The following is a 15,715-nucleotide window of genomic DNA, read 5'->3' as shown; positions in this document are numbered from 1 at the left end:
GACACAGTGACGAACCCCGCGCAGCGCGCAACCGCCCATGATCCTCCCCCGCCAGGGGGGGGCAGGCACAGCCTGACGGCGGGGGAGGACCGCCGCGCCTTTGACAAAGCGGTCCTCCCTCGATCGCGCATCGGATCAAGCGCGAAGACGCTACCCCGTCACCGCCCCGCGAGGCTTGCCAGCTGCGTTCCGTTGCGCGTCAGCAACGCGGCGGTCTGCACCGTGGCGTCCTGCATCATTTCCGCGCGGCACCGACGCGACTCGGCAAAGGCATTCAGCCCGCCGGTCCGCGGGGCGCAGGTCCGGTTGACCGCCGACTGCACGCGACGCGCGAGCACGCGCCGGCCGGCGTCGCTGGCCAGGTCTAGGCCGGCATGCGAGACACGGATCGTGACGGGGTCGCGCACCGGATCGGCGGCAGCGCCGGTCGCAAAAAGGCACGCGGAAGCGATCGCCGCCGAAGCGACGCTGTGGAGGATCTTCATGATGACGTCCTTTGCTGGTCCTGCGGTCCGCAGGCACACCGCCTGCGCGCGACTATGGCTGACCGTCGGGAGGACCGTCTATGCGCGGCCTCTCCGACGAAGACCCTCGTCGCTGCGCACGCCCTACGCCCGGATCGTTACGCGCCCGCGACGGTTTGGCGACGGTTCGTCGGTCGCCCCGCGATTTCGATCACCCCGCACCTGGGTGGCGACCGAACGCGCGCTCACATCCCCGGATAGCGCGCGAATTCGGGCAGGCTCGCCAGGTCCGCCATCCACGCCAGCCGCTCCGCGACCTGGATTTGCGCGCCCGGTGCGACCGACTCGGGATCGTCGAGCGTGCACGACTGGATGTCGATGATCCCCGGCAGCGCGACCGGGTTGGTGTAGAACAGGCCCGTCCCGCACGTCCCGCAGAACAGCCGCCGCCCGTGCTCGGACGACGCATAGGTCACCGGATCGCCCGAGATCGTCACCTGCTCGGTCCTGAACGCGATCCAGCCGACCATCGGCGCGCCTGCGCTGCGGCGGCAATCCTCACAGTGGCACAGCGCGTGATGCGCCGCCTCGCCCGTCGCGACATAGTGGATCGCTCCGCAGTGGCATCGTCCCGACAACATGCACGCCTCCTGTTTATATTCTCGGTTTGTTCCACACATCGCTGAGTCGTGCAAGCCTTAGCCGCTTGCCCGATCGCGCCCCGTTCCCTACCTGTTCACCGGTGAACCAGATCGCCCATCCGTCCGACGCAAACCGCCAGCCGCCCTATCTCCGCGGCCTCAACGATCCCCAGCGCGAGGCGGTGCTGACCACCGACGGCCCCGTCCTGATCATCGCCGGCGCGGGCACCGGCAAGACCGCGGCGCTGACCGCGCGACTCGCGCATCTGATCTTCACCAAGAAGGCGTGGCCGTCGGAGATTCTCTCGGTCACCTTCACCAACAAGGCCGCACGCGAGATGCGCGAGCGCGTCGGGCGCCTCGTCGGCGACGCGGTCGAGGGGATGCCGTGGCTCGGCACCTTTCACGCGATCGCCGCCAAGATGCTGCGCCGCCACGCCGAGCTGGTCGGGCTGCAGTCCAATTTCACGATCCTCGACACCGACGACCAGCTGCGGTTGCTCAAACAGCTCATCCTCGCCGCCGATATCGACGAGAAGCGTTTCCCGACGCGCAGCCTCGCCGGGCTGATCGACCAGTGGAAGAACAAGGGCCTCGTCCCCGCCGATATCGATGCGGGCGAGAGCGAGCGCTACGCCAATGGTCGCGGCGGCGAACTGTACGAGCAATATCAGACCCGGCTGCGCGCGCTCAACGCCTGCGACTTCGGCGACCTGCTGCTTCACATGCTCGTCATCCTGAAGACTCACCGCGACGTGCTCGCCCAGTATCAGCAGCGCTTCAAATACATCATGGTCGACGAGTATCAGGACACCAACTCGTCTCAATATCTCTGGCTGCGGCTGCTCGCGCAGGAGCGCAAGAACATCGCCTGTGTCGGCGACGACGACCAGTCGATCTATTCGTGGCGCGGCGCGCAGGTCGAGAACATCCTGAAGTTCGAGCGCGATTTCCCCGGCGCGAAGGTCATCCGCCTCGAACAGAATTACCGCAGCACGCCGCATATCCTCGGCGCCGCCTCGGGCGTGATCGCCAACAATGGCGGACGCCTCGGCAAGCAGCTCTGGACCGAGCTCGACGTCGGTGAGAAGGTCAAGGTCATCGGCGTCTGGGACGGCCCCGAGGAAGCGCGCCGCGTCGGCGAGGAAATCGAAAGCGTCCGTCGCACGGGCAAGAGCCTCGACGAGGTCGCGATCCTCGTTCGCGCGCAGCACCAGACGCGCGAGTTCGAGGATCGCTTCATCGCGATCGGCATGCCGTACAAGATCGTCGGCGGATTCCGCTTCTACGAACGCGCCGAGATCCGCGACGCGCTCGCCTATCTCCGCGTCGTCAACCAGCCCGCGGACGATCTCGCCTTCGAACGCATCGTCAACGTCCCCAAGCGCGGCCTGGGCGACAAGGCGGTCGCGCGCATCCACCAGCTCGCGCGCGCCACCGGCACCCCGCTGACCACCGCCGCCGCGCGCATCCTCGACACCGACGAGCTGACCGGGGCCGCCAAGAAGTCGCTCGGCCGCCTCGTCGGCGACATCGCCCGGTGGCGCGACATGGCGACCAGCCTGCCCCACGCCGAACTCGCCCGCCAATTGCTCGACGAGAGCGGTTATACCGCGATGTACCAGGCCGAGAAATCGGTCGAGGCGACCGGCCGGCTCGAGAATCTGAGCGAACTCGTCCGCGCGATGGAGGAATATGACTCGCTCGGCGCGTTCCTCGAACACGTCTCGCTGGTGATGGACAATGAGGGCGGCGCGCAGGATCCGCAGGTCACGATCATGACGATCCACGCCGCCAAGGGCCTCGAATACGACACCGTCTTCTGCGTCGGCTGGGAGGAAGGACTGTTCCCGTCGCAACGCTCGCTCGACGAGGGCGGCGTCAAGAGCCTCGAGGAGGAACGCCGCCTCGCCTATGTCGCGATCACGCGCGCGCGGCGGCTCGCCGTCATCCTCCACGCCGCCAACCGCCGCATCTACGGCCAGTGGAATTCGTCGATCCCGTCGCGCTTCGTCGCCGAACTGCCCGACGAGCATACCGACACCGAGACGACGATGTCGGGCGGCGCGAGCCTGTGGCAGGCGAACTGGTCCGACCGCGCCGATCCGTTCGCCGACGTCGCACGCGGCACCGGCCGCGGCCCCGGCTGGCAGCGCGCGGCCACGCCCGGCGGCGGCTTCTCGACCAAACCGGCCCGCGTCGTCGAAAGCCGGTCCAGCGCGATCAGCCTCGGCAACAAGGGCCGCGACGACCTGTCGCTCGGCCAGCGCGTGTTCCACCAGAAATTCGGCTATGGCGCGATCGCGGAGATCGAGGGCAACAAGCTCGAGATCGACTTCGAACAGGCCGGCCGCAAGCGCGTCATGGACAGCTTCGTGACGATCGCGCCGTAGGACGACCGGTCGTCACCAACCTGTACGCAAGCCGACAACCCCGTTCAGGAACGATGCCGAACCAGGATCGTATCGTCCTTCCAGCCCGATCTCGGGCAAGAGGACACCTCATGAAGTTTACGAATCTCATCGCCGCCGGGCTCGCCTTCGCCACGCTCGGACTCGGCGTGGCCGCGCCCGCCGAAGCCCAGCGCGATCGGGGCCATAGCCAGCAGTATCGCGACAACGATCACCGCGGCGACCACCGTGCCGATCGTCGCGACTATCGCCGCAACGACCATCGTGGCCGCCACGACGGCCGCCGCTTCCGTGGCCGCGACAATGACCGCCGCAACTGGAACAACAATCGCCGCTGCCGCACCGAATGGCGCAATCATCGTCGCGTTCAGATCTGTCGTTGACGAAAGCCGGGTGGCGGCGCGATGTCGCCACCCGTTACCGGGACACCTCACCGTGAAAGGATTTCGATCATGAAGCGTTCTCTCGGCCTCGCGACGATGATCGCCGCGACCTGCCTGTCCGCCGCCGCCCCCGCCGTCGCGCAGACCAGTGCCGACAACGCCCGCTTTGCCGCCGCCCAGGCGCGCCTCGACAGCGAGTTGCAGATCTTCCGCGAGGAATTCGATCGCTACCAGTCGCTGCGCGGCAATCGTGGCGGCAGCTATGTTCCGCCGGCACCGCAGGGCGTCTATCGCCAGGCGCCCGACCGGTATGAGGGCGGCTATCCCGACGAGCGCGACGAGGGCAATTACGACCCGGCTCGCGACTATCGCGTCGGCCCGAATTATCAGGAGCGCACCCTGTCCGCCAACGACCGCGTCTATGCGGGGCAGGACGGCCGCTATTACTGCAAGCGCAACGACGGCACGACCGGGCTGATCATCGGCGCAGCCGGTGGCGGCATCCTCGGCAACGTGATCGACGGCGGCCGCTCGCGGATCGTCGGCTCGCTGCTGGGCGCGGCCGCGGGTGGCCTCGCCGGCCGCGCGGTCGAGCAGAACAACAGCCAGATCCGCTGCCGCTGAGCGCGTGCGGCGAACGGGCGTCCACCACGCCCGGTCGCCGTTCGCGCCCCCGCCCCCGAACTCCCGTCATCCTGACGAAAGTCAGGACCCAGAGCCACCAGCGACACCGCGTCCGGCTCTGGATCTTGGATCGAGTCCAGGATGACGGGTCCCCTACTTCGCCGGCCCCATCAGCTTCTGCGCGAAATAGGTCATCTGCAGCGCCTGCATCCGCGCCCCCTGCTCGATGTCCGCATCCCCCGAATGCCCGCCCGCGGTATCCTCGTAGAACAGATACGGCAGGCCATATTCCTTCAGCCGCGCGGCGAACTTGCGCGCATGCTGCGGCCCGACCCGGTCGTCCTTGGTCGTCGTCCAGATATAGGGCTCGGGATAGGCCCCGCCGCGCTTGATGTTCTGATAGGGCGAGATCGTTTCGAGAAACGCCTTTTCCGCGGGGATCTTCACCGACCCATATTCGTCGACCCAGGACGCGCCCGCGGCGATCTGTTCGTAGCGAATCATGTCGAGCAGCGGCACCTGGATCGTTACCGCCTTCCACAATTCGGGATGCTGGTTGAACTCGACCCCCATCAGCAGCCCGCCATTCGACCCGCCATAGATGCCGAGCGTCGCCGGGCTGGTCAGCTTGCGCGCGATCAGGTCCTGCCCGACCGCGGCGAAATCGTCATAGATGATCTGCCGCTTGGTCTTGCGCCCCGCATCATGCCATTTCGGCCCGAATTCGCCGCCGCCGCGGATATTGGCGAGCACGAAGCTGCCCCCGCGCTCGAGCCACAGCTTGCCCATCACCCCCGAATAATAGGGCGTCATCGACGATTCGAACCCGCCATAGGCGGTCATGATCGTCGGCGTCGTGCCGTCGAGCGGCACGTCCTTCCGGTGGACGATGAAATAGGGGATCTTCGTTCCGTCGGTCGAGACCGCCTCGAACTGCTCGACGACGTCGCGCGACGCATCGAACTTCGCCGGCAGCGCCTTGATCTGCTTGGGCACGCCGCCAGGCCCGGCATCGAGCGTCCACAAGGTCGTCGGCGCGAGGAACCCCGTCACCTGCACGAACAGCGCGTTGCTGCGATCGGTCGTGCTCGCCACATCGACCGAGGCATTGTCGGGCAGCGCGACCGCGCGCGACGTCCAGCCCCCCTTGCCGTGCGTGAACACCATCGCCCGGCCGCGGACATTGTCATAGACGCTCGCGACCACGTGATCGCGCGTCACCGACACGCCGTCGACCGACTGGCGATCGGTCGGCGCGAAGACCAGGGTCGGCGTGAACTTGCCCTTGCGCACCTCGGCGAGCGGCGCCGAGGCGATCGCGCCGGCGGGGATCCGCCCCCACGCCTCGCTGGTCGAGAAGATCACCTGCCCGTCGACCATGCCCGAGGGAAAGACGCGGTCGGGAACGTCGAGCTTCACCAGCCCGGCAGGCGTGACGACATGCTTCTCGCCACCGAAAAAGGTCGGGCGCCGCTGGATCATCGTCACGCGGTTGCCCTGCCCGTCGGTCATCACGCTGGCATAGGTGCCAAGCTGGTCCGACGCCTCGCCGCGGAAGATCTCGCGCGCAGCGCTCAGCGGTTGGCCGCGCTTCACCTCCTTGACGACGAACGGATAGCCCGACGCGGTCATCGACCCCGCACCCCAGTCGCGCGCGACCAGCAGCGTGTCCTTGTCGACCCAGCTCGCGCCCTGCTTCGACGTCGACAGCGCAAAGCCGTTCGCGACGAACTGCCCGGTCTGCAGATCGAATTCGCGGTACGACACCGCATCCTCGCCGCCCTCGGACAGCGAGACGAGGCACAGCCGCTCGTCGGGCTGAAGGCAGGTCGCGCCCTTCCACACCCATTTCTTGCCCTCGGCCTTGCTCAGCGCATCGAGGTCGAGCGCGGTCGTCCAGGCGGGATTGGCCTGCGCGTAGCCCGCCTCGCTCGTCCACCGCCAGATGCCCTGCGGATGCTCGGCATCGCGCCAGAAATTGTAGATCCGGCCGAAGCGCTGGTCGGGCATCGGGATCCGGTCCTTCGCCGCCGCGATCGCCAGCGCCTCGGCATAGAAGCTCTTGTAGCGCGGATCGTTCTGCAACCGGGGAAGCGTCTTGGCATTCTCCGCCTCGACCCAGGCGAGCGGCTTGGCGCCATCCTTGTCCTCGAGCCAGATATAGGGGTCGGCGGCGGTGTCCGCGGCCGGGGTCGGGGTTGGGGTCGGGGCAGGCTTTGTGTTCGTCATCGGTGCGACTTGGGCGAGCGCACCGCCCGCCGCAAGGCCGGCGCCGCCCGTCAATATCGTTGCCGCAAGCGCAGCCGTAAGAACCCGCATCGTCCATTTCCCCGAATAGCTTGGCGTCATTCATGACGGTGTCTATCGCGGTCCGCAATGCAGTCCGACCAGACAACGGCCCTGGATGGCCTTCCCAAGCCCCGCCGGTTCCTCGCGATCGCCGCCATCTCGGCGGGTACCGCGCTGACCATCATCGACGGCGGCGTCGCCAATGTCGCGCTGCCGACGATCGCGCGCGACCTCGGCGTCGACAGCAGTGCGGTGGTGACCGTCGTCACCGTCTATCAGCTGATCCTGGCGATGGCGCTGCTCCCCTTTTCGGGGCTCGGCGACCGGATCGGGCTGAAGCGCATGTATCAATATGGCCAGCTCGTCTTCACCGTCGCGACCCTGCTCTGCTTCTTCGCCAAGAGCCTGCCCTTCCTGCTCGTCGTCCGCGCCGCCCAGGCGCTCGGCGCGGCGGCGGCGCTCAGCGTCTCGTCCGCGCTGATCCGCTCGATCTACCCGTCGCAGCAGCTCGGCCGCGGCCTCGGCATCAATTCGGTCGTGGTGTCGAGTTCGGCTGCGCTCGCGCCGACGCTGGGCGGGCTGGTCCTCGCGGTCGCACCCTGGCCGTGGGTCTTTGCCAGCGCGGTGCCGTTCGCGATCCTCAGCCTGGTCCTCGGGCGCGCCTTGCCCGATCCCAGCCCGCGGAGCGAACCGTTCGACGTGCTCGGCGCGGTCATGTGCGCGGCGATGATCGGGCTCGTCATCGGCGGGTCGGAGACCGCGGTGCACGGCGACAGCCCCGTCGTCTCGGCGGCGATCGTGCTGACCGGGGTGGCGATCGGCTGGGTCTTCGTCCGGCGCGAACGCGGCGAGACCAAGCCGATCCTGCCGATCGACCTGCTCGCCCGCCCCGTCCTCGCGCTGTCCGCGATCGGCGCCTATACCGCGTTCATCGCGCAGATGACGCTGCTGCTGTCGACGCCGTTCCGGCTGACCCAGGCTTACGGCTTTTCCGCGGCCGAGGTCGGTGCCGCGATCGCGCCATGGCCGCTCGCCAACATGGTCGTGGCGCCGCTGTCCGGATGGCTGTCCGATCGCTATCCCGCCGGGCTGCTCGGCGGCATCGGCATGGCCGTCTCGATCGCCGCGCTGCTGCTGCTCGCGTTCATGCCCGCCGACCCGAGCTATTTCGCCATCGCCTGGCGGATGGCGCTGTGCGGCTCGGGGTTCGGGATGTTCATGGCGCCGAATGCGCGCCTGATCATCGGCTCGGCCCCGCGCGAGCGCGCCGCCGCCGCCGGGGGTCTGATCTCGACAGTCCGGCTGGTCGGCCAGACCACCGGCGCCACCGTCGTCGCTGCGCTGCTCGCCATCGGGGTCGGCGCGGGCACGACACCGCCGCTGGTCGCCGCCGGCATGGCGCTCGTCGCGGGCCTGTGCAGCGTGTCGCGCCTGCGACCCTCGATCCGCAACCCACCGATCGACGAGACGCGCGACGTCCAGCCCGCCGCGCAGGCGCGCTAGCCGCCGGCTCGCTCAGAACGCCGCGATCGGCCTCGGCTCGCCCAGCATCGCCTGGCGGACCAGCGGGATCGGCGGCCCGCCATAGCGCAGCAGCCGGTCGTGGAACGCCTTCCACGCACGGCGCCCACCCCGCTCCGCGGTCCAGTCCTCGCGCAGCCGGCGGATCATCAGCTTGCCCATCGTGTAGTTGAGATAGGCCGGATCATAGGTGCCGCGCAGCGCCTGTTGCCGCGCATTGCCCTCGTCCTGGTAACATTGGTCGACGAACAGCGTGAACGCCTCCGCCTGGCTCATGCCGCGCGCGTGCATCCCGATCGCGGCGAGGAGCCGGCAGTCGCGCAGCAGCGCGTTCGACAGCTGGCCGATATGGATGTCCGCCCGGCCGCCGCCCAGCCCCGCCTCCCACATCATCTCCTCGGCATAATGCGCCCAGCCCTCAGCATAGCCATAGCCGACGAACACCCGCCCGATCAGCGACGGCACGCGATTGGCGTGGAGGAAATGGACGAAATGCCCGGGCATCGCCTCGTGGATCGAGGTGAAGAGCAGGTCCGCCTTGCCCGGCACGAACGCGTCCCGGACCGCCTGCGTCCAGCGCGGGTCGGGGGGCGAGATGTAATAGACCGACGGCACGCCGCGATCGAACGGGCCCGGCGGATCGATATAGGCGAGATTCTGCCGGCTATAGGGCGGGCTCTCCTCGACCAGCGCCTCTTCGCTGCCGGCCAGCGTCAGCAGGTCGCGCTGGACGATGAACGCGCGCAGCATCGGGATCTGGCGGCGCGCCTCGGCGACCGGTCCGTCGACCGGCTTGTCCGCATTCACCTGCGCCAGACAGTCGCGGACCGTCAGGCCGAATGCGAATTGGGCACAGGCCGCGGCGAGCGCACGCTGGTTGCGCGCCAGATCGGCCCGCCCCGCCGCCTCGAGCGTCGCGATCGGCGTGTCGACCCCCTCGGTCTCGCGCAGCATCTTCGCGAACAGCGCGGGTCCCAGCGCGAACGACCGCGTCGCGCTCGGGCGCTGCGCCTCGACCCAGAGCGCCAGGTCGCGCATCGCCTCCGACGCGGTCATCGCCGCATCGGCGAGTTCGCGCTGCAGCCCCTCGTCCGCGACGCTGGCGAACGCCTTGACCGAATCGTCCATGTAATAGGACGCAAAGCCGCGGAACGCGTTGGCGGCATAGTCGATATGGCTGATCGGCATTGGCGTCGCGAGGTTCGCGCGGATCTGCAGCGTCGCCGCCGGGATCCGGCGCAGCAGCGCGATCAGCGCGCGCATCCGCCGAACCGGGTCGGCATAGGCACGCACGACATAGACATTGGGGTCGAGCCCGCCCGCGACATACCAGGCCGGGTTGCGATGCGGCGCGTCCGCCGCCTCGAGCCAGAACAGCTTGTCGCGCGCCACCATCACCAGATAGTCGCGCTCGAACCGCTGGTCGGGGCTGAGCGCCGCCGCCTCGAACCGTCCCGCCGCCGCGATCGACCGGTGCAGGAACGCCGCCTGCCGACCCAGCCCCGCAGCGCTCCAGTCGGGCAGCCCGCCATCATGCTCATGCCGCCCCTGATAGACCGCAAAGGCCGGGTCGAGCGCGAACCACGTCGCGACGAACCGGTCGCGAAACGCAGTCCACGCATCGGGCGCGATCGCAGCGACGGGCGCGGCAACGGGCGTGGCGGCGACGCGGTCCCGCGTCTGCGGATCGTCGGGCGTACAGCTGCCCAGCGCCAGCAGCAGCGCCGCCGTCCTCGCCGGGAACCTCGTCCGCATCAATCTCCCCCCCTCACGCCGTAGCGTGCCCGCAATGCTGCCAGCGGAATCGCGCGGACGCCAGAGTTGGAACGGCCAATAGCCCGGACCGTTGACATGAGGACTTTGGCGACAACCCCGGAGATTGACATGCCCTTCATTAAAACCCGCGACGGTATAGACATTTACGTCAAGAACTGGGGCAGCGGACGGCCCGTCATCCTGACGCATGGCTGGCCATTAAACGCCGACAGCTGGGATGCGCAGGCGATGGCGCTCGCCGAAGCGGGCTTCCGCGCGATCGCCTATGACCGCCGCGGCTTCGGACGGTCGGGCCAGCCCTGGTCGGGCTATGACTATGACACGCTGACCGACGATCTCGCCGACGTCATGGCCGCGACCGGCGCGACCGAGGACGCGACGCTCGTCGGCTTCTCGATGGGCGGCGGCGAGGTCGCCCGTTACATGAGCCGCCACGACGGCAAGGGCGTGATCGCCGCCGGGCTGATCGCCTCGGTCGTGCCCTATATGCTCAAGACCGACGACAATCCGCACGGTGTCCCCGAAGCGACGCTTGCCGGCATCGGTAACGGGATCAAGGAGGATCGCCCCGCCTTCTTCCGCACCTTCCTGCAGCAGTTCCTGGGCGTCGGGTTCATCACCTCGCCGGTCAGTGACGAGATGGTCGACTGGGTCTGGGGTCTGGCGATGCAGGCGGGGCTGCGCCCGACGCTCGCCTGCGCCGAGTCGTTCGGCCATACCGATTTCCGTGCCGATCTCGCCGCCTTCCGAGTGCCGACGCTGATCGTCCACGGCACCGCCGACAAGACCGTCCCGATCGACGCCACCGGCCGCGCCGCGGCCAAGGGTATCGCGGGCTCGCAGCTGGTCGAATATGACGGCGCCCCGCACGGGCTGACGCTCACCGAAAGCGACCGCTTCACGCAGGACCTGCTGCGCTTCCTCGGCCGGTAACCCCGCCTATCAATCCTCCCCCGCAAGGGGGAGGATCGTAAGTCAGTTCCCCAGCGGCACGATCACCTCGTCCGGGTGCGCGACGTTCAGCTCCTTGCGGACCATCTCGTCGACCATGTCCGGATTGGCATGATCCGGGTTGAGCAGCGCCACCCGGTTCTTAAGCACCTCGCGCTTGCGGTCGAGCACGGCATAGTCCCGCTCCCGCTTCGCCAGCTGCCGCTTGTAGTCGCCGTACGCGAACATCCCGTTCGGCCCGAGCACGGCATAGGCGCCGAAGAACGCCATCAGCGTCAGCCCCAGCGCAGGCCAGGCGGCCTTGCGCATCGTCCGCCGCAACTTGGTGCTCTTCGTCGTGCTCGTCGTGCGCGCCATGGGGTCCTCCGGGTCTTAGCCTATCAGCCGCCGATCAGGATGTCGCGACCCGCATAGCGCGCCGCGTCGCCCAGCTCTTCCTCGATCCGGATCAGCTGGTTGTACTTGGCGAGCCGGTCCGACCGCGCAAGGCTGCCCGTCTTAATCTGCCCGCAATTGGTCGCGACCGCGAGGTCGGCGATCGTCGAATCCTCGGTCTCGCCCGAGCGATGCGACATCACCGCGCTGTACTTGGCGCGCTGTGCCATCGACACGGCTTCCAGCGTCTCGGTCAGCGTGCCGATCTGGTTGACCTTCACCAGCAGCGAATTGGCATAGCCGCCCTCGATCCCGCGCTTCAGCCGCTTCGGGTTGGTCACGAACAGATCGTCGCCGACCAGCTGGACCTTGTCGCCGATCAGGTCGGTCAGCGTCTTCCAGCCCTCCCAGTCGTCCTCGCCCATGCCGTCCTCGATCGAGAAGATCGGATAGCGGCGCGTCAGGTCGGCCAGATACTCGGCCATCTCGGCGCTCTCGAGGATCTTCCCCTCGCCCGAAATGTCGTACTTGCCGTTCTTGTAGAACTCGGTCGCGGCGCAATCGAGCGCGAGCATCACGTCCTCGCCGGGCTTGTAGCCGGCCTTCTCGATGCTCGACATGATGAAGTCGAGCGCCTCGGTCGTGCTGCCGATGTTCGGCGCAAAACCGCCCTCGTCGCCGACGCTGGTCGACAGGCCCTTCGCGCTCAGGCCCTTCTTCAGCGTGTGGAAGATCTCCGAGCCGCAACGCACCGCCTCGAGGATGTTCGACGCGCCGACCGGCACGATCATGAATTCCTGGAAATCGATCGGGTTGTCGGCATGCTCGCCGCCATTGATGATGTTCATCATCGGCACCGGCAGCAGATGCGCCTGGACGCCGCCGACATAGCGGTACAGCGGCAAGCCGCGCGCTTCGGCGGCCGCCTTGGCCGCGGCCAGGCTGACGCCCAGGATCGCGTTCGCGCCCAGCCGTGCCTTGTTCTCGGTGCCGTCGAGCTCGATCATCGCGCGGTCGAGGTCCGACTGGTCCTCCGCGTCCATGCCCAGCACCGTGTCGGTGATCTCGTCGTTGACCGCGTCGACCGCGCTGTCGACGCCCTTGCCGCCCCAGCGCGTGGCGTCGCCGTCACGCTTCTCGACCGCTTCGTGCGCACCGGTCGAGGCGCCCGACGGCACCGCGGCGCGGCCGAAGCTGCCATCCTCGAGCAGGACGTCGACCTCGATCGTCGGATTGCCCCGGCTATCGAGGATCTGGCGGGCGTGAATGTCGATGATTGCGGTCACGTAACGATGCTCCTACAAATCCCCAAGCTGGTCGATCGCCCGGGACGTTCGCGCTGCCTCTACCGCCTCGCGTCATATCGGGCAATCGGGCCGACTAGGGGAACCGTGCCTGCGCACCGGTGTTGAGGGCGTAGCATTTCGAAAGGGACGACCATGGCCGATACCGACGCACAGCCGATGACCACAGGCGATGTCGCCGCCGCCGGCACTGCCACCATCGCAGAGCCGCTGAAGGGCGGCGTCACGCGGCTCGACGACGCCGCTGACACCACCGGCACCAAGGCGACCGAGGCCAAGCAGGTGATCAAGGACAATGCCAGCAAATATGGCCAGCAGGCCGCCGACAAGGCGCGCCTGTTCGCCGAGGACGGCAAGGCCCGCGCCGGCACCGCGCTCGAGCAGGTCGCACAGTTGCTGACCGACGCCGCCGCACAGGTCGACGACAAGCTCGGCGCACAATATGGCGGCTATGCCCGCAGCGCCGCGGACAGCGTCTCGGGCTTCGCCGAGCAGGTCCGCGCCAAGGACATCGACGCGCTGGTCGACGACGTCACCGCGCTCGTCCGCAAGTCGCCCGCCGTTGCGGTCGGTGCGGCCGCGGCCCTCGGCTTCGTCGTGGCACGGCTGGTCCAGTCGGGCATCGATGCAAACCCGAAGGACTGAGGTCTTGGCGGATCCCATCCCCTTTGCGCTCGATGGTGAGGAAAGCCTGACCGCGGTCGTCGGCCGTCTGGCCGGCGAGACGCGCGCGCTCGCGACCGCGGAAATCGCGGTGTACAAGGCGAAGTTCGGCGAGACGGCGACGGCGTACAAATCGGCGGCTATGTTCTTCGCCATTGCCGGGGTGTTGGCGCTGGCCGCGTTGATCGCACTTCTGGTCGGTGCGATCTTGACGCTGGCGACGCTGGTGGGGCCAGGATGGGCGACGGCCATCGTCGTCCTTGTCGTGCTGGCGATCGCCGGCGCGCTCGCGATGGTCGGCAAGTCGAAGCTCAAGCCCGAAAGCGAGCCCGCCACATGACATCCGCCAAAGTCGCCGCCGCAGAGATCGAAGCGGCCCTTGCCCGCCAGCGCGTCATGATGACGATCGGGCAGTTGCAGGACCGTCTCAATCCGCGTCGGCTGGCGCTCAACGCGAGCCGCGACGTTGCCGATGTCGGCACCGCCGCGCTCAATGCCAGTGTCGAGACGGTACGCCGCAACCCCGGTCCCGCCGCGGGCGCTGCGGCGGTGGCGGGACTGTTTCTCGCCCGTCACCGTATCGTCGGACTGTTTCGCCGCGGGCGCTGATCGTGCCCCAACCATATTGTCCCGGCCGCGTCCCGATGGCGCCGCCGGAAATCAGAAGGACCGTCCCATGACCGACGCCCACACCAAGATCGAAAACGCCGAACATCGCCTGCGCGAGGGTCTCGACACCGTCCGCGACACCGCCGCAAAGGTCTATCACGACGCCGGCGACAAGGCCGCCGAGGCGCTCGACGCCTCGAAGGAGACCGCGCGTCGCACCGTCAACAGCCTCGAATCCAACCCACTCGGCATTCTCGTTGGCGGTCTGGTCGTCGGTGCGCTTGCGGGTGTGCTGATCCCGCGCTCGGCGCGTGAGAAGTCGTTGCTCGCGCCGCTCGGCAAGCGTCTCGGCGAGACCGCGATCGCCGCCACCGCCGCCGCCAAGGCGGCCGGCCAGTCTGAGCTCGGCGAGCTCGGCCTTACCAAGGACAATGCCCGTGGCCAGGCCAAGGGTCTCGTCGAGGGGATCGTCAAGGCGCTGACCACCGCGGGTACCGCAGGTGCGAAGGCCGTTTCGCAAAAGACCCCCGGCTAAAGGACCGGTCCGCAAAGGGTTCAAAGCGCGGGTCGAACACGCTAGGGCGTCTGCAACCCCCATTCCAAGGACAGCAGCGCATGAGCAAGCTTCATCTCGTATTCGGCGGCCGCGTCAGCGACCCGCGCACCCTGGATTTCAACGACCTCAGCAAGATCGAATTCGTCGGCGTGTTCCCCGACTATGCCAGCGCCGAAAAGGCTTGGCGTGCTGCAGCGCAGCGCACGGTCGACGATGCCGAGATGAAGTTCGTCGTCGTGCATCTCCACCGCATGCTCGAACCGAACCTGACGGGCACGGTTGGCGGCTGAACGCTTCTCGTCGGAGGCGTTCTATACGCCTCCGATGGCATCGGCATCCGAACGCAACGCCGCCACCCTCTCCACCGTCATCCTGACGAAAGTCAGGATCCAGAGCCATAGGCGACACGGCCCGCAATCCTGGATCCTGACTTTCGTCAGGATGACGGAAGCGTTTGAAACGACTTCAACACGCGAAACGCCAGCACCCGGCCTCTCAGGCCGTCCGGTACCGCCACAGCAACAACGGCCGCGCCAGCACCAGCCCCGCCAGAAACCCGCCGATATGCGCGCCGACCGCGATCGAGCCATTGGCCCCGACCGACGCGCCGAACCCCGCGACCCCCATCATCAGCTGGATGCCAATCCACGCCGCGGCGAGCCACAGCACGTGTACGACCCCCGCCGGCACCGGCCCGATCGCGCGCGCGCGTCGCTCACCATAGAGCAGCGCATAGGCGCCCACGACCGCCGAGATCGCGCCGCTGGCGCCGACCATCGGCGCGATCGATCGCGGATCGAGCACCCATTGTCCGGCGGCCGCAAAATACGCACCGACGATGTAGAGGACGACGATCTGCGCGGTGCCGATCGCCCGCTCGACGAACTGGCCGCAATAGACCAGCATGACGAGATTGAGCGCGAGATGCGCCCAGCCGCCATGGAGCAGCGCCGCGGTCAGCGGCGTCACCAAGGCGGGGATCGCGAAGTCGTGACCGCCCGCCATGCCGAGCTCGGTCAGCCGGAGCGGGATGAAGCCCGCATTCACCACCCAATAGGGCAGCGCGCCGGTCAACAGCAAAAGCCCCGAGACCACGACCGTCACGATCGTGATGATCGCCGTCGCCCGCGTCTCGAAAAATGTCATGA

General features: G+C 68.0%; 17 protein-coding genes. 10 read left to right on the top strand and 7 right to left on the bottom strand.

Going from position 1 to position 15,715, the window contains the following annotated elements:
- Positions 1–158 precede the first annotated feature (158 nt).
- Together IFT54_RS07065 and IFT54_RS07060 are read right to left on the bottom strand one after the other, a co-directional pair.
- On the bottom strand, positions 159–485 hold the full coding sequence (locus tag IFT54_RS07065; protein WP_031396464.1) for a UrcA family protein: 327 nt from the start codon (positions 483–485) through the stop codon (positions 159–161).
- Positions 486–709: 224 nt separating this feature from the next.
- On the bottom strand, positions 710–1,105 hold the full coding sequence (locus IFT54_RS07060; protein WP_192070049.1) for a GFA family protein: 396 nt from the start codon (positions 1,103–1,105) through the stop codon (positions 710–712).
- Between the two features lie 110 nt (positions 1,106–1,215).
- On the opposite strand from IFT54_RS07060, the gene IFT54_RS07055 reads away from it, so the two are divergent.
- From IFT54_RS07055 to IFT54_RS07045, 3 genes are all read left to right on the top strand, one after another.
- Positions 1,216–3,498, top strand: a complete 2,283-nt coding sequence (locus IFT54_RS07055; protein WP_056680943.1) for an ATP-dependent helicase — start codon at positions 1,216–1,218, stop codon at positions 3,496–3,498.
- A gap of 110 nt (positions 3,499–3,608) precedes the next feature.
- Positions 3,609–3,899: a hypothetical protein gene (locus IFT54_RS07050; RefSeq protein WP_107045143.1), complete on the top strand. Its 291-nt coding sequence runs from the start codon at positions 3,609–3,611 to the stop codon at positions 3,897–3,899.
- A 69-nt stretch (positions 3,900–3,968) separates the two neighbouring features.
- On the top strand, positions 3,969–4,523 hold the full coding sequence (locus IFT54_RS07045; protein WP_192070048.1) for a glycine zipper 2TM domain-containing protein: 555 nt from the start codon (positions 3,969–3,971) through the stop codon (positions 4,521–4,523).
- Between the two features lie 153 nt (positions 4,524–4,676).
- On the opposite strand, the gene IFT54_RS07040 is transcribed toward IFT54_RS07045, so the two are convergent.
- On the bottom strand, positions 4,677–6,752 hold the full coding sequence (locus tag IFT54_RS07040; protein WP_197984612.1) for a prolyl oligopeptidase family serine peptidase: 2,076 nt from the start codon (positions 6,750–6,752) through the stop codon (positions 4,677–4,679).
- Positions 6,753–6,899: 147 nt separating this feature from the next.
- On the opposite strand from IFT54_RS07040, the gene IFT54_RS07035 reads away from it, so the two are divergent.
- Positions 6,900–8,315 (top strand): MFS transporter, encoded by a 1,416-nt coding sequence (locus IFT54_RS07035; RefSeq protein WP_159511100.1) that lies wholly within the window; start codon positions 6,900–6,902, stop codon positions 8,313–8,315.
- A gap of 12 nt (positions 8,316–8,327) precedes the next feature.
- Here IFT54_RS07035 and IFT54_RS07030 read toward each other — a convergent pair whose 3' ends face one another.
- The gene (locus IFT54_RS07030; protein WP_192070046.1) at positions 8,328–10,088 is read right to left on the bottom strand and encodes a DUF885 domain-containing protein; all 1,761 of its coding nucleotides are present in this window, start codon (positions 10,086–10,088) and stop codon (positions 8,328–8,330) included.
- Positions 10,089–10,217: 129 nt separating this feature from the next.
- On the opposite strand from IFT54_RS07030, the gene IFT54_RS07025 reads away from it, so the two are divergent.
- Positions 10,218–11,042, top strand: a complete 825-nt coding sequence (locus IFT54_RS07025) for an alpha/beta fold hydrolase (protein WP_192070045.1) — start codon at positions 10,218–10,220, stop codon at positions 11,040–11,042.
- Between the two features lie 42 nt (positions 11,043–11,084).
- Here IFT54_RS07025 and IFT54_RS07020 read toward each other — a convergent pair whose 3' ends face one another.
- Together IFT54_RS07020 and eno are read right to left on the bottom strand one after the other, a co-directional pair.
- The gene (locus tag IFT54_RS07020; RefSeq protein ID WP_042466854.1) at positions 11,085–11,417 is read right to left on the bottom strand and encodes an FtsB family cell division protein; all 333 of its coding nucleotides are present in this window, start codon (positions 11,415–11,417) and stop codon (positions 11,085–11,087) included.
- 23 nt (positions 11,418–11,440) lie between these two features.
- Positions 11,441–12,721 carry a phosphopyruvate hydratase gene (gene eno / locus IFT54_RS07015; protein ID WP_192070044.1) on the bottom strand — a complete coding sequence of 427 codons (1,281 nt, stop codon included), beginning with the start codon at positions 12,719–12,721 and terminating at the stop codon, positions 11,441–11,443.
- Between the two features lie 153 nt (positions 12,722–12,874).
- Between eno and IFT54_RS07010 the strand changes: the two genes are divergently transcribed.
- The 5 genes from IFT54_RS07010 to IFT54_RS06990 all read left to right on the top strand — a co-directional run bounded on the left by IFT54_RS07010 (position 12,875) and on the right by IFT54_RS06990 (position 14,857).
- Entirely contained in the window at positions 12,875–13,384 is a 510-nt protein-coding gene (locus tag IFT54_RS07010) for a hypothetical protein (RefSeq protein WP_107932479.1), read from the top strand.
- Between the two features lie 4 nt (positions 13,385–13,388).
- Positions 13,389–13,742, top strand: coding sequence for a phage holin family protein (locus IFT54_RS07005; RefSeq protein WP_234387280.1), 354 nt, complete (start codon positions 13,389–13,391; stop codon positions 13,740–13,742).
- Positions 13,739–14,011: a hypothetical protein gene (locus IFT54_RS07000; RefSeq protein WP_052149343.1), complete on the top strand. Its 273-nt coding sequence runs from the start codon at positions 13,739–13,741 to the stop codon at positions 14,009–14,011. Before IFT54_RS07005 ends, IFT54_RS07000 begins: the two co-directional genes overlap by 4 nt.
- A gap of 67 nt (positions 14,012–14,078) precedes the next feature.
- The gene (locus IFT54_RS06995; protein ID WP_042466851.1) at positions 14,079–14,546 is read left to right on the top strand and encodes a hypothetical protein; all 468 of its coding nucleotides are present in this window, start codon (positions 14,079–14,081) and stop codon (positions 14,544–14,546) included.
- Between the two features lie 80 nt (positions 14,547–14,626).
- Complete coding sequence (locus IFT54_RS06990; protein WP_183935336.1) at positions 14,627–14,857, top strand: DUF4170 domain-containing protein; 231 nt, start codon at positions 14,627–14,629, stop codon at positions 14,855–14,857.
- Between the two features lie 205 nt (positions 14,858–15,062).
- Here the strand turns inward: IFT54_RS06990 and IFT54_RS06985 are convergent, their stop codons facing one another.
- Positions 15,063–15,713 carry a rhomboid family intramembrane serine protease gene (locus tag IFT54_RS06985; RefSeq protein ID WP_192070043.1) on the bottom strand — a complete coding sequence of 217 codons (651 nt, stop codon included), beginning with the start codon at positions 15,711–15,713 and terminating at the stop codon, positions 15,063–15,065.
- Positions 15,714–15,715 lie beyond the last annotated feature (2 nt).

Source organism: Sphingomonas sp. CFBP 13714 (assembly GCF_014842205.1).
Taxonomy (GTDB): Bacteria; Pseudomonadota; Alphaproteobacteria; order Sphingomonadales; family Sphingomonadaceae; genus Sphingomonas; species Sphingomonas aerolata.
This window is presented reverse-complemented; position numbering and strand designations above follow the sequence as displayed.

Bases quoted from the DNA above. Each gene is read 5' to 3' on its own strand.
- IFT54_RS06990 (WP_183935336.1), top strand. From the start codon at position 14,627: ATGAGCAAGCTTCATCTCGTATTCGGCGGCCGCGTCAGCGACCCGCGC.
- IFT54_RS07045 (WP_192070048.1), top strand. From the start codon at position 3,969: ATGAAGCGTTCTCTCGGCCTCGCGACGATGATCGCCGCGACCTGCCTG.
- IFT54_RS07025 (WP_192070045.1), top strand. From the start codon at position 10,218: ATGCCCTTCATTAAAACCCGCGACGGTATAGACATTTACGTCAAGAAC.
- IFT54_RS06985 (WP_192070043.1), bottom strand. From the start codon at position 15,713: ATGACATTTTTCGAGACGCGGGCGACGGCGATCATCACGATCGTGACG.
- IFT54_RS07035 (WP_159511100.1), top strand. From the start codon at position 6,900: ATGCAGTCCGACCAGACAACGGCCCTGGATGGCCTTCCCAAGCCCCGC.
- IFT54_RS07020 (WP_042466854.1), bottom strand. From the start codon at position 11,417: ATGGCGCGCACGACGAGCACGACGAAGAGCACCAAGTTGCGGCGGACG.
- IFT54_RS06995 (WP_042466851.1), top strand. From the start codon at position 14,079: ATGACCGACGCCCACACCAAGATCGAAAACGCCGAACATCGCCTGCGC.
- IFT54_RS07010 (WP_107932479.1), top strand. From the start codon at position 12,875: ATGGCCGATACCGACGCACAGCCGATGACCACAGGCGATGTCGCCGCC.
- IFT54_RS07050 (WP_107045143.1), top strand. From the start codon at position 3,609: ATGAAGTTTACGAATCTCATCGCCGCCGGGCTCGCCTTCGCCACGCTC.
- IFT54_RS07065 (WP_031396464.1), bottom strand. From the start codon at position 485: ATGAAGATCCTCCACAGCGTCGCTTCGGCGGCGATCGCTTCCGCGTGC.
- IFT54_RS07060 (WP_192070049.1), bottom strand. From the start codon at position 1,105: ATGTTGTCGGGACGATGCCACTGCGGAGCGATCCACTATGTCGCGACG.
- IFT54_RS07030 (WP_192070046.1), bottom strand. From the start codon at position 10,088: ATGCGGACGAGGTTCCCGGCGAGGACGGCGGCGCTGCTGCTGGCGCTG.
- IFT54_RS07040 (WP_197984612.1), bottom strand. From the start codon at position 6,752: ATGACGAACACAAAGCCTGCCCCGACCCCAACCCCGACCCCGGCCGCG.
- IFT54_RS07000 (WP_052149343.1), top strand. From the start codon at position 13,739: ATGACATCCGCCAAAGTCGCCGCCGCAGAGATCGAAGCGGCCCTTGCC.